Raw genomic sequence first — 22,201 nt, 5'->3', positions numbered from 1 at the left:
AATCGACCGCATTTTAGTCAAAACAGCGCTGGAAGTGCGGTCAGATATTTTAACGTTTTTTATAATCCCGGCTGGAATGCGGAATCGTATGATTACGTTTGATACGGTAAGGCTTCGGCAAATCATTGATTAACGAGTCGGGATCATATTGACTGACGGGAATGTGATGGCCGATATATTCTTCGATTGCCGGAAGATTCATGGCGTATTGTTCGCAGGCAAAACTGATTGACATACCGCTTTCGCCCGCCCGTCCGGTACGACCGATACGGTGTACATAATCTTCGCGATCATCCGGTAAATCATAATTAAAAACATGGGTAACATCGGGAATATGCAAACCGCGGGCCGCCACATCGGTTGCTACCAGAATATCCAGTTCGCCGTCGGTAAACTGTTTAAGTAAGGCAAGCCGTTTCTTTTGCGCTACATCGCCGGTCAACAAACCGACACGTTGCCCATCGGCAGCAAGATAGCCCCAGATTTCCTCGCAACGATGTTTGGTGTTAGCAAAGATAATGCAGCGTTCCGGCCATTCTTCTTCTAATAGGGTCATCAATAATGCCATCTTATCCCGATTCGATGGATAGAACAGTTCTTCTTTAATTCGATGTCCCGTTTTTTGTAAAGGCTCGATTTCAATATATTCGGGATCGTTCATATCTTCAAAGGCGAGCTCCCGAACTTTATAGGAGAGCGTTGCGGAGAATAGCATGGTTAAGCGTGATTTCGGGGCAGGGCATTTGCGCAGCAAGTAGCGAATATCTTTAATGAAACCTAAATCGAACATCCGGTCGGCCTCATCCAGTACCACTACCTGAATATCGTTAAAGCGGATAATCCCTTGTTTCACGTAATCAATCACTCGGCCGGTGGTGCCGATTAAAATATCTACGCCGTTCTCAATGGTTTTCAATTGTTTATCGTAACCGTCACCGCCGTAAGCCAGTGCGATACGCAGTTTGGTTGTTTGAGCGAGGGATTCCGCATCATGAGCGATTTGTACCGCCAGTTCACGGGTTGGTGCCAGGATCAATGCCCGTGGTTGGTTTGTAATGAAATCCGGTTGATGAGTCAGTAAATGATGAAACGTCGCCGTAAGAAACGCCATAGTTTTGCCTGTCCCCGTTTGCGCCTGTCCTGCCACATCTTTGCCTTGTAGCGTCAGGGGTAAAGATAGTGCTTGAATCGGTGTGCAATATTCGAAATTCTGGTCGTTCAGTGCGGCGAGAATTTGAGGATGTAGCGGCAGGTCGGCAAACCGCTGCTGAGATAAGTGTTCTGTCGTCATAATATTATTTTTATTTTGTGAAAATTGGGGCAAGCATATCACGTTATGCAAAATTACCCAAAAAAAGACCGCACTTTTTTTAGGTAAAAGCTAGACAGAATCGGGTTTTAGTGGTAACTTTACGTCCATTCAATCGACCGATGAGTCAACTCTTATTTTTTCCAATCCAAAGTATTAACTCTCAATTATGCATTTAACAGAACTCAAAAATACCCCGGTTTCCACGCTTGTGCAGCTTGGGGAAGAACAAATGGGCTTAGAAAATTTAGCCCGCTTACGCAAACAAGATATCGTTTTTGCCATTTTAAAACAACACGCGAAAAGCGGTGAAGATATTTTCGGCGGCGGTGTGTTGGAAATTTTACCCGATGGTTTTGGCTTTCTACGTTCTGCAGACAGTTCCTATCTAGCCGGTCCGGATGATATTTATGTGTCGCCAAGCCAAATCCGCCGTTTTAATTTACAAACCGGGGATAAAGTGGAAGGTAAAATTCGTCCGCCGAAAGAAGGGGAACGTTATTTCGCCTTATTAAAAGTAGATCAAGTCAATGATGACCGTCCGGAAGTTTCCCGCAGTAAAATCCTTTTTGAAAACTTAACACCGCTACACGCCAATTCCCGATTGCGCATGGAACGCGGTAACGGCTCGAAAGAGGATTTAACCGCCCGTATTTTAGATTTGGCTTCGCCTATCGGTAAAGGTCAGCGCGGTTTGATCGTCGCACCGCCGAAAGCGGGGAAAACCGTATTGTTGCAAAATATTGCACAAAGTATCACGGCGAATTATCCGGAATGTGAGTTAATCGTATTATTAATTGACGAACGTCCGGAAGAAGTGACGGAAATGCAACGGACTGTGCGCGGTGAAGTCATCGCTTCAACCTTTGACGAACCGGCGGCACGTCATGTTCAAGTGGCGGAAATGGTGATTGAAAAGGCCAAACGCTCGGTAGAGCATAAAAAAGACGTAGTGATTTTGCTGGATTCCATTACCCGCTTAGCCCGAGCTTACAATACGGTGACCCCGGCTTCCGGTAAGATTTTGTCCGGCGGTGTGGATGCCAATGCATTGCATCGTCCGAAACGTTTTTTCGGTGCGGCACGTAATGTAGAAGAAGGCGGCAGCCTAACCATTATCGCCACTGCACTGGTAGATACCGGTTCGAAAATGGATGAGGTGATTTTTGAAGAATTTAAAGGAACAGGTAACATGGAATTGCACCTTTCCCGTAAAATTGCAGAAAAACGCGTGTTCCCGGCTATCGATTTCAACCGTTCCGGTACCCGTAAAGAAGACTTACTTACTACGCCGGATGAATTACAGAAAATGTGGATTCTGCGTAAAATTCTTAACCCGATGGGAGAAGTGGAAGCGATGGAATTCCTTATTGATAAATTAATGGTGGCGAAAACCAACGAAGCGTTTTTCGAAGTTATGAAGCGTTCATAATATCAAAAATACTGAATTTTTTGACCGTACTTTCGTTATTTGGGAATAAAAGTGCGGTCATTTTTTTACCTGTTTTTCAGGCAAAAGAAAAGGCACATTCGTACCTTTCCGTTTTTATTCCGCACTATTTTTTGTCGTCGCTACCGAATTTTAACCAAGACGGCAAGCTTAAGAACGGCTCTTCAGGTTTATCCGTTTCTTTAATGACTTTACCTTCGTTGGCTTTCACTAAAGTTGCCGCTTTTTGTTCCAATTGGGTTAACCCCATTTCGTGATAGGCCTTTTCCAATAACGGCAATGCCTGTAATGTTGCGTTAGTATCTGGATAAGTTTGTAGCATACCGGTTACACGGTTTGATACAGCCACCCATGCGTTGCGTTTGGCATAAAATTTAGCAATTTCCAATTCATGACGAGCTAAACGGTCTTTGATATAAGCCATACGGGTGATAGCGTCCGGCGTGTAAGGACTATTCGGAAAATGCTGAACCAAGGTTTGGAAGTTGCCGAATGCCGTTTTCATGGAAGTGCTTTCGCGGCTTGCGCGATCAATACCGAAGAAATCCTGAATAAAGTTGTCCCCCATTGACATATTGGTTAGTGCCGCCATATAAAGCACATAATCCGTATGCTGACTTTGCGGATGCAACTGTAGGAATCGGTCCGCCGTTACCAACGCAGTAGTGTAATCCTGGTTGCGGTAAGCGGCGTAAATCAGATTTAATTCAGCCTGTTCGCTGTAATCGCTTCCCGGAAAACGTGAATCTACCGCTTGCAAGTATTTGGTCGCATCACTGTAATTACCCTCCTGCACATAGGCCTGCCCTTTGGTGAACAATTCCTGTTCGGATGCTTGTTCGACTTCGTTGTTGCTGGAACAGGCCGTTAACGCAAATGCAGCCAAAGCGGCAAGGGAAAGCGATTTTAATTTACGCATGGCGTGGTAATCCTTTTTCTATGTAAAAATATGATATTCAGTTACAATAATCGTCACATTTTATCTGATAGTGCAAAATAATTCACGGACTTTTTATGGCTCAACTTACTTTAACGGCTGAGGTTCAGTCGCACCAAATGGGACAGCGTTTAGACCAGACTTTGGCGGAATTGTTCCCGGATTATTCCCGTTCACGCCTGAAAACCTGGATTGAGGGGAATTTAGTGCGGGTGAACGGGAATATTCAAAATATTCCGCGGACCAAAGTATTGGGCGGCGAACAAATTGAAATTCGTGCGGAAGTAGAAGAGGAAACGCATTACGAACCGGAAAATCTGCCGTTGGATATTGTGTATGAAGACGACCACATTTTAGTACTCAATAAACCGAAAAATTTTGTGGTGCATCCCGGTGCCGGTAATCCGCGCGGGACGGTGTTAAACGCATTACTTTATCATTACCCGCAAATCGCCGAAGTGCCGAGGGCCGGTATTGTTCACCGTCTGGATAAAGATACTACCGGATTGATGGTGGTGGCAAAAACGATTCCGGCGCAAACTCAGTTGGTACGCGATTTACAAAAACGCAAAATCACCCGCGAATATGAAGCCGTAGCGTTCGGTGTCATGACAAAAGGCGGAAAAGTAGACGAACCTATGGCGCGTCATCCCACCAAACGTACGGCAATGGCGGTACATCCGATGGGGAAACCGGCGGTTACGCATTACCGTATTATGGAACATTTCCGTAATTATACGCGTTTGCGCCTGCGTCTGGAAACCGGGCGAACCCACCAGATTCGCGTACATATGGCGCATATCGCCCATCCGTTATTAGGTGATCAAACTTACGGAGGCCGTCCGCGCCCGCCTAGAAACGCCAGTGAACATTTCAGCGAAGTATTGCGTAATTTCCAGCGTCAGGCTTTGCACGCCATTATGTTGCGTTTGGAACATCCGATTAGCGGTGGGTTAATGGAATGGTTTGCGCCGTTGCCGGATGATTTTGCCGAATTGATTGCCGCTTTGAAAGAAGATTATCAATTACATAAAGACGAACTGGATTATTAAAAATGGACGAAAAAATGACCGCACTTTCTCCCTGTTGGCAGGTTCCGCAGAATGTTCATGCTTTAACGACATTACGTAACGGCGGTGTCAGTCAAGCGCCCTACACAAGTTTTAATTTGGGTGATCATGTAGGAGATAATCCAAGTGCGGTCAAAAAAAACCGAGATTTGCTAGTGAAACAATTCGGATTACCACAGTTTCCGCTGTTTTTGACCCAGACTCACAGTACGGATGTCATTTGTTTGCCCTATCAAGGAAAAGACCTAAAAGCGGATGCGGTTTATACCGATAAGCCCGCTCAGGTTTGTCTGGTGATGACGGCTGACTGCCTGCCCGTATTATTTACTTCGCAAAAGGGCAATGAAGTGGCGGCGGCGCATGCGGGATGGCGGGGGTTATGCGACGGTATTCTGGAAGAAACGGTGAAGCGTTTCCAATGTCCGCGCGATGAAATTATTGCTTGGTTCGGGCCGGCCATCGGTGCGACGGCGTTTCAGGTCGGACGCGAAGTGGCGGATCAATTTATTGCGCAAGATGTACAGGCGGAGCAGGCTTTTGTGTCGGATCCGACAGACAAGGGGAAGTATCTCGGCAACCTTTATCAAATTGCCGAGCAGCGTTTGCACCGTATGGGCATTAAGCAAGTCAGTGGCGGAGAACATTGTACCTATACGGAAGAAAATAAATTTTTCTCCTTTCGCCGTGATGGTAAAACCGGTCGTATGGCAAGTCTGATTTGGTTCGATTAAACCGGTTCATTATTCGGTAAAAGTAAAGGCGTAATCACGAACATTACGCCTTTACTTTTGATGTTAATTAAAAATGTTTGGTTTTTTGACCGCACTTTTGCCGATTACCAGCCTTTTACCACGCCGTCTTTAAAGTGTTTTACCGCTTCTTGATATACTTCTTCGGACTGATAAGCTTTAACGAAATCTTTTACCGGTTGTGCGTTTTTGTTATCTTCACGTGCGACGATGATATTCACGTACGGACTGTCTTTGTCTTCAACAAAAATTCCGTCTTTCGGCGATAAACCGATTTGGCCGGCAAAGTTGTTGTTGATCACGGCTAGATCCACATCATCCAGCACGCGTGGCAGTAAAGCACCTTCTACGGCATTGAATTTTAAATTTTTCGGATTTTCAACCACATCCAGCGGCGTACTTAAAATATTGCTGCTGTCTTTTAATTTGATTAACCCCTGTTTTTCCAATAACGCCAATGAACGTCCCTGATTGGTCGGGTCATTCGGAATAGCCACGGTTGCGCCGTCTTGTAATTCAGATAACGCTTTGATTTTTTTCGAATAACCGGCAATCGGGTAAACGAAAGTATTGCCGACAATCACTAAATCTTTATAACCGCCTTTGGCCATGTCTTCATCTAAATAAGGTTTATGCTGAATCGCATTGACATCCAGATCTTTACGGAATAACGCAGCGTTCGGTTGGCTGTAGTCAGTGAACGACACTAATTCTACATCAAGTTGATATTTGTCTTTAGCGACTTTGGCAGCGATTTCCGCCATTTGATGTTCCGGACCGGCCATAACGCCGACTTTTAGTTTGCTATCGTCTTTACATGCGGTTAATGCAAATATTGAAGTTAATGCCAACACGCTAAGAAGTTTTTTAAAGTTCATAATGTTTCCTTTTTTAGATTGATTAACGATGATCAAATCGATCAGCAAGTTTGTTTCCGTATTTTTCACCGATGATGACGATGAAGACGATAATAATAGTGGCTACCCAAAGTACATAAGGCATATTTCGGTATAATCCGAATGTGATGGCGGTGTTCCCCAGACCTCCGCCGCCCACGGCCCCCGCCATTGCGGAGTAACCGATTAAGGTCACGAAGGTCAGCGTAAACGCTTTAATCAGCATAGGTAAGGCTTCGGGTAAATAAAATTTAGTAACCAGCTGCCAGGTGCTGGTGCCCATTGCCCGGGCTGTTTCCGTCAACCCGGAAGGCACGTCACCCAACGCATTAACGGTTAAACGCGCCACAAAAGGCAATGCCGCGACACTTAGGGGAATAATAGCCGCTGTAGTACCGATAGTCGTTCCCACTAAGAATTTCGTAACAGGTAATAAAATCAATAATAAAATAATAAACGGAACGGAACGCCCGATATTGATGATAACTTCTAAAGTGCGGTTGATTTTGGTATTGTTTAATGCGTAACCTTTTTTAGTCAAAAATGCCCAGATACCCAATGGCAAACCGAACAAAATAGCAAAAAACGTAGCGGCGAAGGTCATATACAGGGTTTCCCAAGTACTGACTAAAATCAGATCCCAGATTTCGGGCGTCATTTGAGTATTGAAATCATTAATAAAACTAGCCCACATAACCCAGTACCTCCACGCGGACATTGCTTTCCATTAAATATATTTTGGTTTGCGTAATGGCATCTTCATCGCCTTCCAATTCTGCAATGGTGAAGCCGAATTTAATACCGCCCGCATAATCGATTTGTGAAATTAAGATATTCAAACTGACGTCAAAGCGGCGTGAGGCTTGTGATAATAACGGCGCGTCTACGGAGCGTCCGGTAAATTCAAATTTAATAATCGGCGTAGATTTTGCCGAACGCGGCGTATCGGACATTTTTTCCAGATATTCTTCCGGTAAATGATAATGAAACGTGGAACTGATAAATTCTTGTGCTAATTCGGTTTTCGGGTTGGAAAAAATATCACTGACGGAACCCTGTTCAACCAGCTGACCATGGTCGATCACGGCAACAGAATCGCAAATGCGTTTTACCACTTCCATTTCATGGGTAATTAATAGAATAGTAATACCCAAAGTGCGGTTGATTTCTTTCAATAATTTTAAAATCGACTGCGTTGTTGCAGGATCTAACGCACTGGTCGCTTCATCACACAGTAATACCTTGGGATCATTGGCCAGCGCCCGAGCGATGGCTACACGCTGTTTTTGCCCGCCCGAGAGGTTCGCCGGATAAACGTCGCTTTTTTCACCTAATCCTACCAGTTCGAGTAATGCGCTGACTCTTTTTTGAATAACATTTTTCGGCGTATTTTCTAATTCTAGCGGTAAAGCGATATTATCAAAAACCGTACGTGAACTGAGCAAATTAAAATGCTGGAAGATCATGCCGATTTTACGGCGTTCATGTATTAATTGGTTATCGGATAATTGAGTCAGATCGTTTCCGTCGATAATTACCGAACCGGAAGTCGGATATTCCAATAAATTGACACAACGAATCAGTGTGCTTTTCCCGGCACCGGAAGCGCCTATGACTCCGCAAATCTGTCCTTGCGGAATATGCAAAGAAACATTGTCGAGAGCGGTGAATTTTTTGCCCGAAACGTCAAAGATTTTCGTAATATTTTCTAATTTAATCATATTTTATCGCTACAGTAATGATGTTTTCGTATTTTAGACGGCTATATGGCTGTGTCAACATTTATCACTTTTGTTTTTTAGAATCGTTCGGTATGACTTATAAGCAATTTGCCAATACGGATGAGAGAGACGATAATATGAATATAAAATAGGATTCGGAGATAACATGAAAAAAGCTATTTTCTTAGATCGTGACGGTACATTGAATATTGATCACGGTTATGTTCATCAAATTGACGATTTTCACTTTATTGACGGTAGTATTGAAGCCTTGCAGAAATTAAAATCAATGGGATATTTACTGGTTTTAGTGACAAATCAATCAGGCATTGCCAGAGGTTATTTCAGCGAAGCGCAATTTTTAAGGCTAACCGAATGGATGGACTGGTCACTTGCGGATCGCGGCGTGGATTTGGATGGTATCTATTATTGCCCGCATCATCCGCAAGGAAAAGGAGAATATAAACGGATTTGTGATTGTCGTAAACCGAAATCGGGCATGCTGAATCAGGCGATTAAAGAGTTAAATATCGATCCCGCACAATCTTTTATGGTGGGAGACAAGATTGAAGACCTATTAGCTGCACAAGGGGCCAAAGTGCGGTCAAAAATTTTGGTGAAAACAGGAAAACCTATTACGCCGGAGGGAGAGGGACTGGCGGATTATGTTATAAACAGTATTGCGGATTTACCGAATTTAATAAAACAGATGAAAAAATGACCGCACTTTGAATGGCGTGCAAGCAATACGGTGAAAAGATCATCAATTAAGAAAAAAATTACCTTTTTTTACAAAAAGGGCTTGCAAAGGATTCTAAAAGCCCTATAATACGCCCCACACAACGACGCGCCGTTGTGAAGAAGTCAAATCAAGCGGTGCGTCGTTGTTTTTTGCTCTTTAACAATTTATCAGACAATCTGTGTGGGCACCGGAAAGATTCGTTTAGAAAAAACAAATGAAGACTTAAGGTGCTGACCGAAGTTAATACATTAATGAATGTCAGTATATTGAGCGAAAAAACTTTTTGAACTGAAGAGTTTGATCATGGCTCAGATTGAACGCTGGCGGCAGGCTTAACACATGCAAGTCGAACGGTAACGGGTGGAAAGCTTGCTTTCCATGCTGACGAGTGGCGGACGGGTGAGTAATGCTTGGGGATCTGGCTTATGGAGGGGGATAACGACGGGAAACTGTCGCTAATACCGCGTAATGTCTAAGGACTAAAGGGTGGGATTTTCGGACCGCCCGCCATAAGATGAGCCCAAGTGGGATTAGGTAGTTGGTGGGGTAAAGGCCTACCAAGCCGACGATCTCTAGCTGGTCTGAGAGGATGACCAGCCACACTGGAACTGAGACACGGTCCAGACTCCTACGGGAGGCAGCAGTGGGGAATATTGCGCAATGGGGGCAACCCTGACGCAGCCATGCCGCGTGAATGAAGAAGGCCTTCGGGTTGTAAAGTTCTTTCGGTGGTGAGGAAGGCGAATAAGTTAACAGCTTATTCGATTGACGTTAGCCACAGAAGAAGCACCGGCTAACTCCGTGCCAGCAGCCGCGGTAATACGGAGGGTGCGAGCGTTAATCGGAATAACTGGGCGTAAAGGGCACGCAGGCGGCTATTTAAGTGAGATGTGAAATCCCCGGGCTTAACCTGGGAACTGCATTTCAGACTGGGTAGCTAGAGTACTTTAGGGAGGGGTAGAATTCCACGTGTAGCGGTGAAATGCGTAGAGATGTGGAGGAATACCGAAGGCGAAGGCAGCCCCTTGGGAACGTACTGACGCTCATGTGCGAAAGCGTGGGGAGCAAACAGGATTAGATACCCTGGTAGTCCACGCTGTAAACGCTGTCGATTTGGGGATTGGGCGATAAGCCTGGTGCCCGAAGCTAACGTGATAAATCGACCGCCTGGGGAGTACGGCCGCAAGGTTAAAACTCAAATGAATTGACGGGGGCCCGCACAAGCGGTGGAGCATGTGGTTTAATTCGATGCAACGCGAAGAACCTTACCTACTCTTGACATCCTCAGAATCCGGTAGAGATATCGGAGTGCCTTCGGGAACTGAGAGACAGGTGCTGCATGGCTGTCGTCAGCTCGTGTTGTGAAATGTTGGGTTAAGTCCCGCAACGAGCGCAACCCTTATCCTTTGTTGCCAGCATGTAGAGATGGGAACTCAAAGGAGACTGCCGGTGATAAACCGGAGGAAGGTGGGGATGACGTCAAGTCATCATGGCCCTTACGAGTAGGGCTACACACGTGCTACAATGGCGTATACAGAGGGAAACGAGCCTGCGAGGGGGAGTGAATCTCAGAAAGTGCGTCGTAGTCCGGATTGGAGTCTGCAACTCGACTCCATGAAGTCGGAATCGCTAGTAATCGCGAATCAGCATGTCGCGGTGAATACGTTCCCGGGCCTTGTACACACCGCCCGTCACACCATGGGAGTGGGTTGTACCAGAAGTAGATAGCTTAACCGAAAGGGGGGCGTTTACCACGGTATGATTCATGACTGGGGTGAAGTCGTAACAAGGTAACCGTAGGGGAACCTGCGGTTGGATCACCTCCTTACTAAAGAACGGATTACCGGTGTTCACACAGATTGTTTGATAGAAGAAAGCAAAGCGAACGTGTATTAACGCGACGTCCTTTTGGGTCTGTAGCTCAGGTGGTTAGAGCGCACCCCTGATAAGGGTGAGGTCGGTGGTTCAAGTCCACTCAGACCCACCACTCATACGAGTGGCAAGCCGAATGATGAGTGAAAAGCGAAAGGGTAAATGACAAGCGTAGTTGTGATAACGGGGATATAGCTCAGCTGGGAGAGCGCCTGCCTTGCACGCAGGAGGTCAGCGGTTCGATCCCGCTTATCTCCACCAATCATCATGACTAAGTAAATAAAGCGTTAAATAAAGACAGCCTTATAAAAGAAGGCTCGACGGCATTTGGACGTACTTTGTTTATTTAGTCATGATGATAGTCGAAAGACATAATCGTTGTTCTTTAAAAAATTGGAAACAAGCTGAAAAACTGAAGAGATTTTCGAAAGAAAGTCTGAGTAGTAAAAATCTTGACTGAACAAAAGCAGTCAAGTGTTTAGTTTAAAAAACCGACTTCAAATTGAAGGCACTTTCTTGCAAAAGACAGTAAAGAGAACATTTGAGGTTGTATAGTTAAGCGACTAAGCGTACAGGGCGGATGCCTTGGCAATCAGAGGCGAAGAAGGACGTGCTAATCTGCGAAAAGCTCGGATGAGCCGATAAGAGGCGTTTAATCCGAGATGTCCGAATGGGGAAACCCGATGGATGAAGAATCCATCATTTCATTATGAATCCATAGTAATGAAAGGCGAACCGGGAGAACTGAAACATCTAAGTACCCCGAGGAAAAGAAATCAACCGAGATTCCGTGAGTAGCGGCGAGCGAAAGCGGAGCAGCCGGTCAGTGATAGCGGCATAGACAGAGGAATTGGCTGGGAAGCCAAGCGACAGAGGGTGACAGCCCCGTACTCGAAGTCTGAGCGGTGGTACTGAGCTGACGAGAAGTAGGGCGGGACACGAGGAATCCTGTCTGAAGAAGGGGGGCCCATCCTCCAAGGCTAAATACTCCTGATTGACCGATAGTGAACCAGTACCGTGAGGGAAAGGCGAAAAGAACCCCGGCGAGGGGAGTGAAAGAGAACCTGAAACCCTGTACGTACAAGCAGTGGGAGCCCCATCACTTAATCCAATTGGAAAGTGATGGAAATTAACCGCACGTTAATGATGGTAAGACGAGCGAAGCGAGTCAAACCTTCAAAAGAAGCAGTGGGATTAAGTGATGGGGTGACTGCGTACCTTTTGTATAATGGGTCAGCGACTTATATTTTGTAGCGAGGTTAACCGCATAGGGGAGCCGAAGGGAAACCGAGTCTTAACTGGGCGTGGAGTTGCAAGGTATAGACCCGAAACCCGGTGATCTAGCCATGGGCAGGTTGAAGGTTGGGTAACACTAACTGGAGGACCGAACCGACTAATGTTGAAAAATTAGCGGATGACCTGTGGCTGGGGGTGAAAGGCCAATCAAACCGGGAGATAGCTGGTTCTCCCCGAAATCTATTTAGGTAGAGCCTTGAGCGGACACCTTCGGGGGTAGAGCACTGTTTCGGCTAGGGGTCCATCCCGGATTACCAACCCGATGCAAACTGCGAATACCGAAGAGTGATACTCAGGAGACACACGGCGGGTGCTAACGTCCGTCGTGGAGAGGGAAACAACCCAGACCGCCAGCTAAGGTCCCGAAGTACTAGTTAAGTGGGAAACGAAGTGGGAAGGCTTAGACAGCTAGGATGTTGGCTTAGAAGCAGCCATCATTTAAAGAAAGCGTAATAGCTCACTAGTCGAGTCGGCCTGCGCGGAAGATGTAACGGGGCTAAAACTAGTCACCGAAGCTGCGGCATCAATGGAGACATTGTTGGGTAGGGGAGCGTTGTGTAAGCGGAAGAAGGTGAGTCGAGAGGCTTGCTGGACGTATCACAAGTGCGAATGCTGACATAAGTAACGATAAAACGGGTGAAAAACCCGTTCGCCGGAAGACCAAGGGTTCCTGTCCAACGTTAATCGGGGCAGGGTGAGTCGGCCCCTAAGGCGAGGCTGAAAAGCGTAGTCGATGGGAAACGGGTTAATATTCCCGTACTTGGATAAACTGCGATGCGGGGACGGAGAAGGTTAGGTTATCAGACGGTTGGATGTCTGTTTAAGCCGGTAGGTGGAGAGTTTAGGCAAATCCGGACTCTTTAATAACACCGAGAAGTGATGACGAGGCTCTAAGGAGCCGAAGTAACCGATACCATGCTTCCAGGAAAAGCCGCTAAGCTTCAGGTTTATCTGAACCGTACTATAAACCGACACAGGTGGTCAGGTAGAGAATACTCAGGCGCTTGAGAGAACTCGGGTGAAGGAACTAGGCAAAATAGCACCGTAACTTCGGGAGAAGGTGCGCCGGGATAAATTGTAGAGATAGACTCTTGAAGGTTGAACCGGTCGAAGTGACCCGCTGGCTGCAACTGTTTATTAAAAACACAGCACTCTGCAAACACGAAAGTGGAAGTATAGGGTGTGATGCCTGCCCGGTGCCGGAAGGTTAATTGATGGTGTAATCGCAAGAGAAGCACCTGATCGAAGCCCCGGTAAACGGCGGCCGTAACTATAACGGTCCTAAGGTAGCGAAATTCCTTGTCGGGTAAGTTCCGACCTGCACGAATGGCATAATGATGGCCAGGCTGTCTCCACCCGAGACTCAGTGAAATTGAAATCGCCGTGAAGATGCGGTGTACCCGCGGCTAGACGGAAAGACCCCGTGAACCTTTACTATAGCTTGACACTGAACCTTGAATTTTGATGTGTAGGATAGGTGGGAGGCATTGAAGCGGTCACGCCAGTGACAGTGGAGCCATTCTTGAAATACCACCCTTTAACGTTTGATGTTCTAACGAGGAGTGAAAACACGCTCTCGGACAGTGTCTGGTGGGTAGTTTGACTGGGGCGGTCTCCTCCCAAAGAGTAACGGAGGAGCACGAAGGTTTGCTAATGACGGTCGGACATCGTCAGGTTAGCGCAATGGTAAAAGCAAGCTTAACTGCGAGACGGACAAGTCGAGCAGGTGCGAAAGCAGGTCATAGTGATCCGGTGGTTCTGAATGGAAGGGCCATCGCTCAACGGATAAAAGGTACTCCGGGGATAACAGGCTGATACCGCCCAAGAGTTCATATCGACGGCGGTGTTTGGCACCTCGATGTCGGCTCATCACATCCTGGGGCTGAAGTAGGTCCCAAGGGTATGGCTGTTCGCCATTTAAAGTGGTACGCGAGCTGGGTTTAGAACGTCGTGAGACAGTTCGGTCCCTATCTGCCGTGGGCGCAGGAGAATTGAAAGGGGCTGCTCCTAGTACGAGAGGACCGGAGTGGACGCATCCCTGGTGTTCCGGTTGTGTCGCCAGACGCATTGCCGGGTAGCTACATGCGGGAGAGATAAGTGCTGAAAGCATCTAAGCACGAAACTTGCCTTAAGATGAGTTCTCCCAGACTTTAGGTCTGTAAGGGTTGTTGTAGACGACGACGTAGATAGGTGGGATGTGTAAGCGTTGCGAGACGTTGAGCTAACCCATACTAATTGCCCGAGAGGCTTAACTATACAACGCTCAAATGTTTTCGGCTTGTTTCGAATTTTAAAGGAAGCGGCGCGGGCTATCGAGAGGTAGAGGCGTTGCGGATAAGCGGAGAACAACAGAATTATCTTGGCGGCGACAGTGCGGTGGTCCCACCTGACCCCATGCCGAACTCAGAAGTGAAACGCCGTAATGCCGATGGTAGTGTGGGATATTCCCATGTGAGAGTAGGGCACCGCCAGGTATTATTTCTTAAACTTATTTGATAAGTGAGTTTAAGAAATAAAAAGAATTTTTGGCAGCTATAGTGCAATAGACCCACCTGATCCCATGCCGAACTCAGAAGTGAAATATTGTAACGCCGATGGTAGTGTGGGATATTCCCATGTGAGAGTAGGTCACTGCCAATTACTATTTTAGCGGAGTGGTAGTTCAGCTGGTTAGAATACCTGCCTGTCACGCAGGGGGTCGCGGGTTCGAGTCCCGTCCATTCCGCCAATTCATTTTCATACCAATAGGGGCGTAGTTCAATTGGTAGAGCACCGGTCTCCAAAACCGGGTGTTGGGAGTTCGAGCCTCTCCGCCCCTGCCATTAAATCCTTTCTATATCAATAATTTACAACGTTATAAAAATTATCTTGTGAAAAATCATCGTTTGATTGTGGCGTAAATGTGACATTTTCGGCATACTCTAACATATGTGTGGCGTTCAAGTGCGCGTATTTTTTGACCATTTCCAATGTTTCCCAACCACCCATTTCTTTCAGCGTGTAAAGCGGTGTTCCGGCCTGTACGTGCCAACTTGCCCACGTGTGTCGCAAATCGTGGAAGCGGAAATTATCTATACCGCTTTTGTTCAACGCCTGATGAAAATCATGCCAATCAATCCGGCCGATACGCTTGTCTGTGTCACGATGGAAAACGTACTCATTGCGCCGATTTTGCTTTAAATTCTTGAGTAAATCTAATGCGATTTTATTGAGTGGCAATGCGCGAGCTTTACCGGATTTTGCAACATCATTTGACACAATCGCAATGCTGCGATCAAAATCCACTTTATCCCACGTCAACGATAAAATTTCGGTCATACGTGCGCCCGTTAACAGTGCGAAAGAACACACGTTTTTCATCCATGCCAGATTCAAATTTGCAATAAGCGCGGCGGCTTGTGCCTTGGTAATCCACCGTACCCGGACTTTAGGTTCTACATATTTAGGAACATACGGTACGCGATCAACCCAGCCATTTTTGTACGCCAACGACATCACGCGTAAAATTGACGTGCGATATCTATTTTTAGTTGACGGTGACAAGGCTTTTTTATGCGTTGTTGAGTGCGTCGGCAGGTTGGCGTTAATATCCTCGCCGCTTATATTTTTAAGCTCCCATCCGGAAAAAACTGCACGCCAATAAATGGCGTGCCGGCGGCTTGTATCAAAATCCTTTTTATTTTTTGCATCCTCAACATACAACAGCAAGGCTTCTTCAAACATTCGCGGCGGGGTTTTATTTAATTTTGCTAAATCCCACAATTCCGCTTTTATTTTGTCGTGCAATTCCTGTGCCTTTTTCCTCACTTCCGTTTTAGTGCATTTGTCTAATGCGTCGTCCGTCTGGCGTTGTAATATCGAGCCAATATATTTTTCCTCGTTTGCAGATTGACATTTGTTTTTTCCTCCATTTTTTCTTTCAGTCAATCCAATCAATCGGATGACATTATTTTTCTTTTTACGGCGTTGGTCAAGATCCCGCCTAAATACCCGCCAAACGCGCGACCCCTCCATCTGAAAAAATCCCCATTTAAGGCGGTGAGCGAATACCGTGCTATAACTTAAATTAAGGAGGCTTGCCACCTCTTTAATAGTCAAAGTGCGGTCGGATTCCTCCTGTTCCGGCGGCAAATCATAGGTGTTATTTTTTTGCGGGGTGATATGGTCAAACGGCTGGTATATCATATTTATTAACCTCGTTACCCCAGTCCGCTTCTATGCCAATTCGGTGCGGATTGCCGGGCAAAAAGTTCAATCCGCGGCAAATCGCCGTACCAATGCTTGACCGGGCAGACATTATGAACTATTTTGAGGCGGCCGTAATGTACGATAAATATTACTATCCGCCGATTAATCCCAGTTATTTGGCAAAATCGCTTAGAGCCTCACCCGCATCATAGTAGTGCACTTAGTGTTAAAAAAAATATTTTGCTGGCGACCTGTAAACCGACCGCACTTTTGCCTCGAACCCAGCTTGAAAAATTTGTACAAGATTATCTGGTATTTGGCAATGCTTACTTAGAGGTGATTCCGAATTCATTTGGGCATCCTCTCACGCTTAAGGCGCCGCTGGCTAAATATATGCGCGTCGGTGTAAAAGAGGGTATTTTTTATCAAGTGGTTAACGGCATCGACGAGCACGAATTTAAAAAAGGTTCGGTTTTTCACTTGTGCAACCCTGACATTAATCAAGAGATTTACGGCATGCCGGATTATTTAGGGGCGTTGCAATCGGCTTACCTTAATGAAAGCGCTACATTGTTTCGGCGCAAATATTATATCAATGGGGCGCATGCGGGATCGATTATTTATTTTACTGATCCGACGCAAACCAAGGACGATGTTGACGAAATCAAGGCGCAGTTAAAACAGACTAAAGGGACAGGCAATTTTAAAAACACATTCCTGAAGGTAAAAAAGACGGGTTACAGGTGATTCCACTTTCAGACGCAATCGCTAAAGACGATTTTTTAAATATTAAAAATTCAAGTCGTGATGATGTGCTTGCTGCTCACCGCGTGCCGCCGCAATTAATGGGGATAATCCCTAATAATGTGGGCGGATTTGGAGATATTGAAAAAGCGGCAACGGTGTTTTACGTGAATGAGATTATGCCACTACAAGCCCGATTGAAAGAGTTAAACGACTGGATGGGGAAAACAGTGATAGAGTTTACGGACTATAAACTTTTAGATAAGTGAGCCAAAAAATGTATTGCCCGTGTAAAAACGGGCATTTTTTTGTGCGCAAAAAACTAAAATTTACAGCAGATCCCAACCCTCGCGAAGATCTTTTTTTGCGTTATTTTGCGTTGATTTGCGTTATTGAGATCTTAAAAAAAGACTTCAAAGGCGCCAGTATTGGCGCAGCCTGAACCACCAACGCAATTTGCGTTAAAATCAATACGTTTAGTGTGCGGGCGTGGCGAGGGGTTGACTGCGATTTTTATATTTTTATTTTCTTTTTCGTCTCAGCTTATTTCTTTAAATAAAAAATTAAATAATTTAATTCTCAATTAAATATTTGATTAATTTGAGATAATTGTGGCTTGCTCGGTTGTGGCGCGAATGTGTCGCGGATATATAATTTAGGTGTAATTAAGCAATAATGTGTTGAAAATGATTGATTGGGTAACTGATTGATTTATTTAATATTTGGTTGCTTTTAAATTTATGTCATTTTATATTTTTCAGAACTCCAAAACCGGGTGTTGGGAGTTCGAGCTTCTCCGCCCCTGCCATATTATTTCATTTCTTTTCATTTTAATTGAGATTTATTTGGTACGGATCATCTATACTATAAATCAGTCTAATATCTGTTTATCTCAATTATGTCTTTTACTATTCAGCCACGCTTATTCCTCATTTTGATGAAGTTTATTCACTGTAGCCATCGACAGATGGAATCGAATTTAATCCTTTTGATGATAATCCTCAAGCTATATCTCAATTTTTAAGATTTACAACTGAGTTGAATTCTTTTTCAAAGAATTTTATATAAAAATATGCTATATTTGACCGCACTTTTTCTATATTTTTATATCTTATGGCATCCGATTATTTTGATATTGCTATCGCATTAGCCGGTGTTTGTCAGGCAGCAAAACTGGTTCAACAATTTGCCCATAATGGTGAAGCGGATCTAAATGCACTTGAAACCAGCCTTTATTCCTTGTTACAAACCGAACCGGAGAATATTGCCGCGGTGTACCGCGGCTCTTTGGCGAATATCAAGTTAGGATTGGAAACGTTAATCGAACAATTGAATGCCATGGACACGGAATTAGCACGTTACTGGCTTGGTATTTTGGCTTTATCCGGTAAGTTGACAAAATCTGCGGATGCTAAAAATGCGTTGGCCAGCCGTATGCAGTATCTGCCTGCTCAGCTTGAGCATTATGGTTTATGCAGCGATATGACATTCGAAAAAATGGCGACCATTTATACCGACATTATTAGTCCGCTCGGTAAAAAAATTCATGTTATCGGTTCATCTCTTTATTTGCAACAACCCTCAATGCATAATCGTATTCGAGCCTGTTTATTGGCTGGTATTCGTTCGGCTATATTATGGCAACAGGTAGGCGGCACCAAATGGCAAATTCTTTTTTCCCGCCGTAAGATTTTAAAAGCAGCAAAACATATTTACGAAACAATCTAATGGAGCAAAATCTATGCAACTTAATGCATTAACAGCACTTTCCCCTATTGACGGACGTTATCAAGATAAAGTGGCATCTCTTCGTAACATTTTTAGTGAATTCGGGTTATTGAAATTTCGCGTAACCGTTGAAGTTCGCTGGTTGCAAAAATTGGCGGCTTCCGCAGAAATTCAAGAAATTAAAGCTTTGTCCAAAGAAGCAAACGATTACCTTGACAGTATTGTGACGAATTTTAACCTTACGGATGCGGAACGTATCAAAGAAATTGAACGGATAACTAACCATGATGTGAAAGCCGTCGAATATTTTTTAAAAGAAAAATCCACCGCACTTCCTGAGTTGTCAACGGTTTCCGAATTTATTCATTTTGCTTGCACATCCGAAGACATCAATAATCTTTCCCATGCATTAATGTTGAAAACCGCCCGTGAAGAGGTCATTCTGCCGGAATGGAAAAACCTGATTGACGAAATCACCCGCCTTGCCAACGAATATAAAACCATTCCGTTATTGTCGCGAACTCACGGTCAACCGGCTTCACCTTCAACGGTAGGTAAAGAAATGGCAAATGTAGTTTACCGTTTACGCCGTCAATTTAAACAATTGGAGAACATTGAAGTTCTAGGTAAAATCAACGGCGCAGTAGGGAATTACAACGCTCATCTCAGCGCTTATCCGGAAATTAATTGGCACCGGTTCAGTGAAGAATTCGTGACTTCGCTGGGTATTACGTGGAATCCGTATACTACGCAGATTGAGCCGCATGATTACATTGCAGAGTTCTTTGATTGTGTTGTACGTTTTAATACGATCATCATTGATTTTGACCGTGATCTTTGGGGTTATATTGCATTGAATCATTTCAAACAACGCACGATTGCCGGTGAGATCGGTTCTTCTACCATGCCGCATAAAGTTAACCCAATAGATTTTGAAAATTCGGAAGGAAACCTGGGGCTGGCCAATGCCGTAATGACTCATTTAGGACAAAAATTACCGGTTTCCCGTTGGCAACGTGATTTAACTGACTCGACCGTATTGCGTAATTTAGGTGTAGGCGTCGGTTATTGCCTGATTGCTTATGCAGCAACCCGCAAAGGCATCAGTAAGCTTGAAGTGAACGAGCAACATTTGCGTGACGAATTGAATCAAAACTGGGAAGTTTTAGCCGAGCCGATTCAAACGGTGATGCGCCGTTACGGCATTGAAAAACCGTATGAAAAACTGAAAGAGTTAACCCGTGGTAAACGCGTAGATGAAAAAGCTATGCGCGAATTTATTGAAAAACTGGCTATTCCTGCGGAAGAAAAAGCCCGTTTACAGCAATTAACGCCGGCGACTTATATTGGCGCGGCAATTCGGTTGGTGGAAAATCTTTAACAATTCTAAACAAAAGTGCAGTTAAATTAGGCTGCACTTTTTTATTTCAGTTTATTACAGAATATTTTGGTTAGAAACACTGATATTGTACTGTAATCAAATAGCTAAGACATTTGCGTCCTTTAGCTATATTGCATCTTCTTGTGTAACCTGAAAATCTTTCAGCATTTTGGTAACCCCATTGTCTACATCTTTTTTGAGCTAGACGTAGACCCTGATTTGGGTTAGGTGCGGCTCTTTCGTTATATCTTACTTGGTAAGATAAATTAATCACTCCATCAGCTCTGCTTCCTCCTGTTGCTACATAGCGTTTTTGTTCTGAGACACAAGCGGTTAGTGAACAAACCATGCAGATTAGCATTAATAGTTTCTTCATCTTTTCTCCTTAGATCTTTATGCAATTAATGTAAAATGTACCCAAAACAGGTACATTTTATATTGCACCTAAAATCGGTGCAATGGGAAATATAAGATTATCTGTACATTCTTTTGAGCATTGCTGGTTAAGAGATTTTTTGCTAAAAAGAAGAAAGGAATTGGGTTTATCACAACGTGCATTGGGTATGAAAATGGGCGTTGTGCATTCTTTTATCGGAAAAGTGGAAACAGGAGATAGAAGACTTGATATTTTTGAATTTATAACTTATTGCGAAGCGTTGGAATTGGATCCTATTGAAGTAATAAAAGAAATCCAAAAACTAAAGTGATTAGTATATGAATTTTTTGTAATGAAATAGCAAAAGTGCGGTCAAATTTGACCGCACTTTTTAGTTATTTTCGCTATTTGCTGGCTTACGCCGTTTGCCGATATTTTTGCTATCTTTATGACGTAATTTTACTTTTTTCTTTTGCTCCGCTTTTCTTTTTTCAACCAGTTTTTCTTTTTTTCGCACTTTGGCTTTTTTGGAAACGGTTTTGGTTTCGCCGTCTTTCGGTGGGCTGGTGCGAGGTTCCAATCCTTCAATGATACGTGGTTTTAGCAATTCTCCCGTATAACGTTTGATTTTACCCAGTAAACGATAATCATGATTTTCCACGAAGGAAACTGCCGTACCTTTTTTACCGGCACGTGCGGTACGTCCGATTCGGTGCAGGTAGGTGTCGGCACTGTAAGGTAAATCGAAATTCATAACATGGCTAATATCATCAATGTCGATTCCACGTGCAGCAACGTCGGTTGCCACTAATACCGTAACAATGCCGTTTTTGAGTTTATCGATGGAATTATTGCGCTGTGTTTGCGCCATTTCGCCTTCAAGATACGTGGAACGGATGCCGCGTTTACGTAAGGTTTCCGATAATTCACGCACGTCTTCCCGGCGGCGCACGAAAAGAATGCCTTTCGTGACGTTTTCCTGTGCGATAAAACGGGCGACCAGTTTGATTTTATGCTCTACGCTGTCGGCATGGTAATACCACTGGTTGATTTTCTTTCTTTCGCGCCGACTGGGTTCTACAGCAATTTTGGCGGGATTATCCAAAATGCGATCGGCGAAATCTTGCAGCAGTTCGCCTTCCAGGGTGGCGGAAAATAACAATGTTTGTTTACGCCAACGGGTTTCTGCGGCAATTTTTTCTGCATCTTGGCCGAATCCCATTTGCAGCATTCTGTCCGCCTCGTCGAAAATCAGTATTTCCACGGAACGGCAATCGAAATTTTCTTCTTTAATATATTGCAGTAAGCGTCCCGGCGTGGCGACTACGAGATCTTGGTTTTTGTTAAAGACTTCACCGTGATTTTGGTATGCTACGCCACCGGTAATGGTGGCTATGCTGAGTTTTGTGAATTGTGCCAATTCACCCGCTTGTTCGGCAACCTGCATGGCTAATTCGCGAGTGGGGGTTAACACCAAAATGCGCGGTGCACCCGGTTTTTTGCGGGGATAATCCAATAGATGTTGGAGGGCTGGCAGTAAGAAAGCTGCCGTTTTGCCGGTACCTGTCGGTGCGGAACCTAAAAGATCCTGTTCTTCCATAGCGACGGGAATACTTTCCTGCTGAATGGCGGTCGGGCGGTCGTAACCTTTTTTAGCTAACGCTTTAAGCAATTCTGGCGCAAGATCGAAATCATCAAAAGTCGGCTGTGACATAAATTCTCTAATATTTTGGTAAAAATCA

Annotated in this window: 14 protein-coding genes, 4 tRNA genes, 4 rRNA genes and 2 pseudogenes; 16 read left to right on the top strand and 8 right to left on the bottom strand. The window is 44.7% G+C overall.

All coding sequences use genetic code 11. The features are described 5' to 3' along the window. Positions 1–49 precede the first annotated feature (49 nt). On the bottom strand, positions 50–1,291 hold the full coding sequence (gene rhlB / locus ASUC_RS00230; RefSeq protein ID WP_011978696.1) for an ATP-dependent RNA helicase RhlB: 1,242 nt from the start codon (positions 1,289–1,291) through the stop codon (positions 50–52). 187 nt (positions 1,292–1,478) lie between these two features. Between rhlB and rho the strand changes: the two genes are divergently transcribed. Further along, positions 1,479–2,741, top strand: coding sequence for a transcription termination factor Rho (gene rho / locus ASUC_RS00225; protein ID WP_011978695.1), 1,263 nt, complete (start codon positions 1,479–1,481; stop codon positions 2,739–2,741). Between the two features lie 124 nt (positions 2,742–2,865). On the opposite strand, the gene ASUC_RS00220 is transcribed toward rho, so the two are convergent. Beyond that, on the bottom strand, positions 2,866–3,678 hold the full coding sequence (locus ASUC_RS00220; protein WP_011978694.1) for an outer membrane protein assembly factor BamD: 813 nt from the start codon (positions 3,676–3,678) through the stop codon (positions 2,866–2,868). A gap of 95 nt (positions 3,679–3,773) precedes the next feature. Between ASUC_RS00220 and rluD the strand changes: the two genes are divergently transcribed. Both rluD and pgeF read left to right on the top strand, forming a co-directional pair. Then, positions 3,774–4,748, top strand: a complete 975-nt coding sequence (rluD, locus tag ASUC_RS00215; RefSeq protein ID WP_011978693.1) for a 23S rRNA pseudouridine(1911/1915/1917) synthase RluD — start codon at positions 3,774–3,776, stop codon at positions 4,746–4,748. Between the two features lie 14 nt (positions 4,749–4,762). Next, on the top strand, positions 4,763–5,497 hold the full coding sequence (pgeF, locus tag ASUC_RS00210) for a peptidoglycan editing factor PgeF (RefSeq protein WP_011978692.1): 735 nt from the start codon (positions 4,763–4,765) through the stop codon (positions 5,495–5,497). 104 nt (positions 5,498–5,601) lie between these two features. On the opposite strand, the gene ASUC_RS00205 is transcribed toward pgeF, so the two are convergent. The 3 genes from ASUC_RS00205 to metN are packed head-to-tail and all read right to left on the bottom strand — an operon-like array spanning position 5,602 to position 8,132. Further along, complete coding sequence (locus ASUC_RS00205) at positions 5,602–6,393, bottom strand: MetQ/NlpA family lipoprotein (protein ID WP_011978691.1); 792 nt, start codon at positions 6,391–6,393, stop codon at positions 5,602–5,604. Between the two features lie 22 nt (positions 6,394–6,415). After that, positions 6,416–7,105 carry a methionine ABC transporter permease gene (locus ASUC_RS00200; RefSeq protein WP_011978690.1) on the bottom strand — a complete coding sequence of 230 codons (690 nt, stop codon included), beginning with the start codon at positions 7,103–7,105 and terminating at the stop codon, positions 6,416–6,418. Beyond that, entirely contained in the window at positions 7,095–8,132 is a 1,038-nt protein-coding gene (gene metN / locus ASUC_RS00195) for a methionine ABC transporter ATP-binding protein MetN (RefSeq protein ID WP_011978689.1), read from the bottom strand. The genes ASUC_RS00200 and metN overlap by 11 nt, the downstream gene beginning before the upstream one ends. Positions 8,133–8,298: 166 nt before the next feature. Between metN and gmhB the strand changes: the two genes are divergently transcribed. The 9 genes from gmhB (at position 8,299) to ASUC_RS00150 (ending at position 14,864) form a co-directional block, all read left to right on the top strand. Beyond that, the gene (gene gmhB / locus ASUC_RS00190; protein WP_011978688.1) at positions 8,299–8,853 is read left to right on the top strand and encodes a D-glycero-beta-D-manno-heptose 1,7-bisphosphate 7-phosphatase; all 555 of its coding nucleotides are present in this window, start codon (positions 8,299–8,301) and stop codon (positions 8,851–8,853) included. Positions 8,854–9,159: 306 nt separating this feature from the next. Beyond that, a 16S ribosomal RNA gene (locus tag ASUC_RS00185) occupies positions 9,160–10,702 on the top strand. A gap of 82 nt (positions 10,703–10,784) precedes the next feature. After that, positions 10,785–10,861, top strand: a tRNA-Ile gene (locus tag ASUC_RS00180). 70 nt (positions 10,862–10,931) lie between these two features. After that, positions 10,932–11,007: transfer RNA gene (locus tag ASUC_RS00175), tRNA-Ala, on the top strand. A 292-nt stretch (positions 11,008–11,299) separates the two neighbouring features. Further along, positions 11,300–14,298 (top strand): 23S ribosomal RNA (locus ASUC_RS00170). A gap of 102 nt (positions 14,299–14,400) precedes the next feature. Continuing rightward, a 5S ribosomal RNA gene (gene rrf / locus ASUC_RS00165) occupies positions 14,401–14,516 on the top strand. 50 nt (positions 14,517–14,566) lie between these two features. Further along, positions 14,567–14,682, top strand: a 5S ribosomal RNA gene (rrf, locus tag ASUC_RS00160). The 16S, 23S and 5S rRNA genes sit together here with 4 tRNA genes alongside, the layout of an rRNA operon. 11 nt (positions 14,683–14,693) lie before the next feature. Next, positions 14,694–14,770, top strand: a tRNA-Asp gene (locus tag ASUC_RS00155). An 18-nt stretch (positions 14,771–14,788) separates the two neighbouring features. Continuing rightward, a tRNA-Trp gene (locus ASUC_RS00150) sits at positions 14,789–14,864 on the top strand. 16 nt (positions 14,865–14,880) lie between these two features. Here ASUC_RS00150 and ASUC_RS00145 read toward each other — a convergent pair. Next, positions 14,881–15,937 (bottom strand): annotated as a pseudogene (locus tag ASUC_RS00145) (site-specific integrase). A gap of 322 nt (positions 15,938–16,259) precedes the next feature. Between ASUC_RS00145 and ASUC_RS00140 the strand changes: the two are divergent. The 3 genes and pseudogenes from ASUC_RS00140 (at position 16,260) to purB (ending at position 20,083) form a co-directional block, all read left to right on the top strand. Next, positions 16,260–17,243 (top strand): annotated as a pseudogene (locus tag ASUC_RS00140) (phage portal protein). 844 nt (positions 17,244–18,087) lie between these two features. Further along, positions 18,088–18,702 carry a high frequency lysogenization protein HflD gene (gene hflD / locus ASUC_RS00135; RefSeq protein WP_011978686.1) on the top strand — a complete coding sequence of 205 codons (615 nt, stop codon included), beginning with the start codon at positions 18,088–18,090 and terminating at the stop codon, positions 18,700–18,702. A 13-nt stretch (positions 18,703–18,715) separates the two neighbouring features. Beyond that, the gene (gene purB / locus ASUC_RS00130; protein ID WP_011978685.1) at positions 18,716–20,083 is read left to right on the top strand and encodes an adenylosuccinate lyase; all 1,368 of its coding nucleotides are present in this window, start codon (positions 18,716–18,718) and stop codon (positions 20,081–20,083) included. A 70-nt stretch (positions 20,084–20,153) separates the two neighbouring features. Here purB and ASUC_RS11045 read toward each other — a convergent pair whose 3' ends face one another. Further along, positions 20,154–20,459: a YecR-like lipofamily protein gene (locus tag ASUC_RS11045; protein WP_011978684.1), complete on the bottom strand. Its 306-nt coding sequence runs from the start codon at positions 20,457–20,459 to the stop codon at positions 20,154–20,156. A gap of 82 nt (positions 20,460–20,541) precedes the next feature. Here ASUC_RS11045 and ASUC_RS00125 point away from each other — a divergent pair, with 82 nt between their 5' ends. Further along, on the top strand, positions 20,542–20,790 hold the full coding sequence (locus ASUC_RS00125) for a helix-turn-helix domain-containing protein (protein WP_011978683.1): 249 nt from the start codon (positions 20,542–20,544) through the stop codon (positions 20,788–20,790). Between the two features lie 60 nt (positions 20,791–20,850). On the opposite strand, the gene srmB is transcribed toward ASUC_RS00125, so the two are convergent. Then, complete coding sequence (gene srmB / locus ASUC_RS00120; protein ID WP_011978682.1) at positions 20,851–22,173, bottom strand: ATP-dependent RNA helicase SrmB; 1,323 nt, start codon at positions 22,171–22,173, stop codon at positions 20,851–20,853. Positions 22,174–22,201: the final 28 nt, after the last annotated feature.

The sequence above is a fragment of the Actinobacillus succinogenes 130Z genome (assembly GCF_000017245.1).
GTDB lineage: Bacteria > Pseudomonadota > Gammaproteobacteria > Enterobacterales > Pasteurellaceae > Exercitatus > Exercitatus succinogenes.
This window is presented reverse-complemented; position numbering and strand designations above follow the sequence as displayed.

Coding starts and splice junctions, on each gene's coding strand:
- hflD (WP_011978686.1), top strand. CDS start 18,088: ATGGCATCCGATTATTTTGATATTGCTATCGCATTAGCCGGTGTTTGT.
- ASUC_RS00125 (WP_011978683.1), top strand. CDS start 20,542: ATGGGAAATATAAGATTATCTGTACATTCTTTTGAGCATTGCTGGTTA.
- pgeF (WP_011978692.1), top strand. CDS start 4,763: ATGACCGCACTTTCTCCCTGTTGGCAGGTTCCGCAGAATGTTCATGCT.
- purB (WP_011978685.1), top strand. CDS start 18,716: ATGCAACTTAATGCATTAACAGCACTTTCCCCTATTGACGGACGTTAT.
- ASUC_RS00205 (WP_011978691.1), bottom strand. CDS start 6,393: ATGAACTTTAAAAAACTTCTTAGCGTGTTGGCATTAACTTCAATATTT.
- rho (WP_011978695.1), top strand. CDS start 1,479: ATGCATTTAACAGAACTCAAAAATACCCCGGTTTCCACGCTTGTGCAG.
- metN (WP_011978689.1), bottom strand. CDS start 8,132: ATGATTAAATTAGAAAATATTACGAAAATCTTTGACGTTTCGGGCAAA.
- ASUC_RS11045 (WP_011978684.1), bottom strand. CDS start 20,459: ATGAAGAAACTATTAATGCTAATCTGCATGGTTTGTTCACTAACCGCT.
- ASUC_RS00200 (WP_011978690.1), bottom strand. CDS start 7,105: ATGTGGGCTAGTTTTATTAATGATTTCAATACTCAAATGACGCCCGAA.
- rluD (WP_011978693.1), top strand. CDS start 3,774: ATGGCTCAACTTACTTTAACGGCTGAGGTTCAGTCGCACCAAATGGGA.
- gmhB (WP_011978688.1), top strand. CDS start 8,299: ATGAAAAAAGCTATTTTCTTAGATCGTGACGGTACATTGAATATTGAT.
- srmB (WP_011978682.1), bottom strand. CDS start 22,173: ATGTCACAGCCGACTTTTGATGATTTCGATCTTGCGCCAGAATTGCTT.
- ASUC_RS00220 (WP_011978694.1), bottom strand. CDS start 3,678: ATGCGTAAATTAAAATCGCTTTCCCTTGCCGCTTTGGCTGCATTTGCG.
- rhlB (WP_011978696.1), bottom strand. CDS start 1,291: ATGACGACAGAACACTTATCTCAGCAGCGGTTTGCCGACCTGCCGCTA.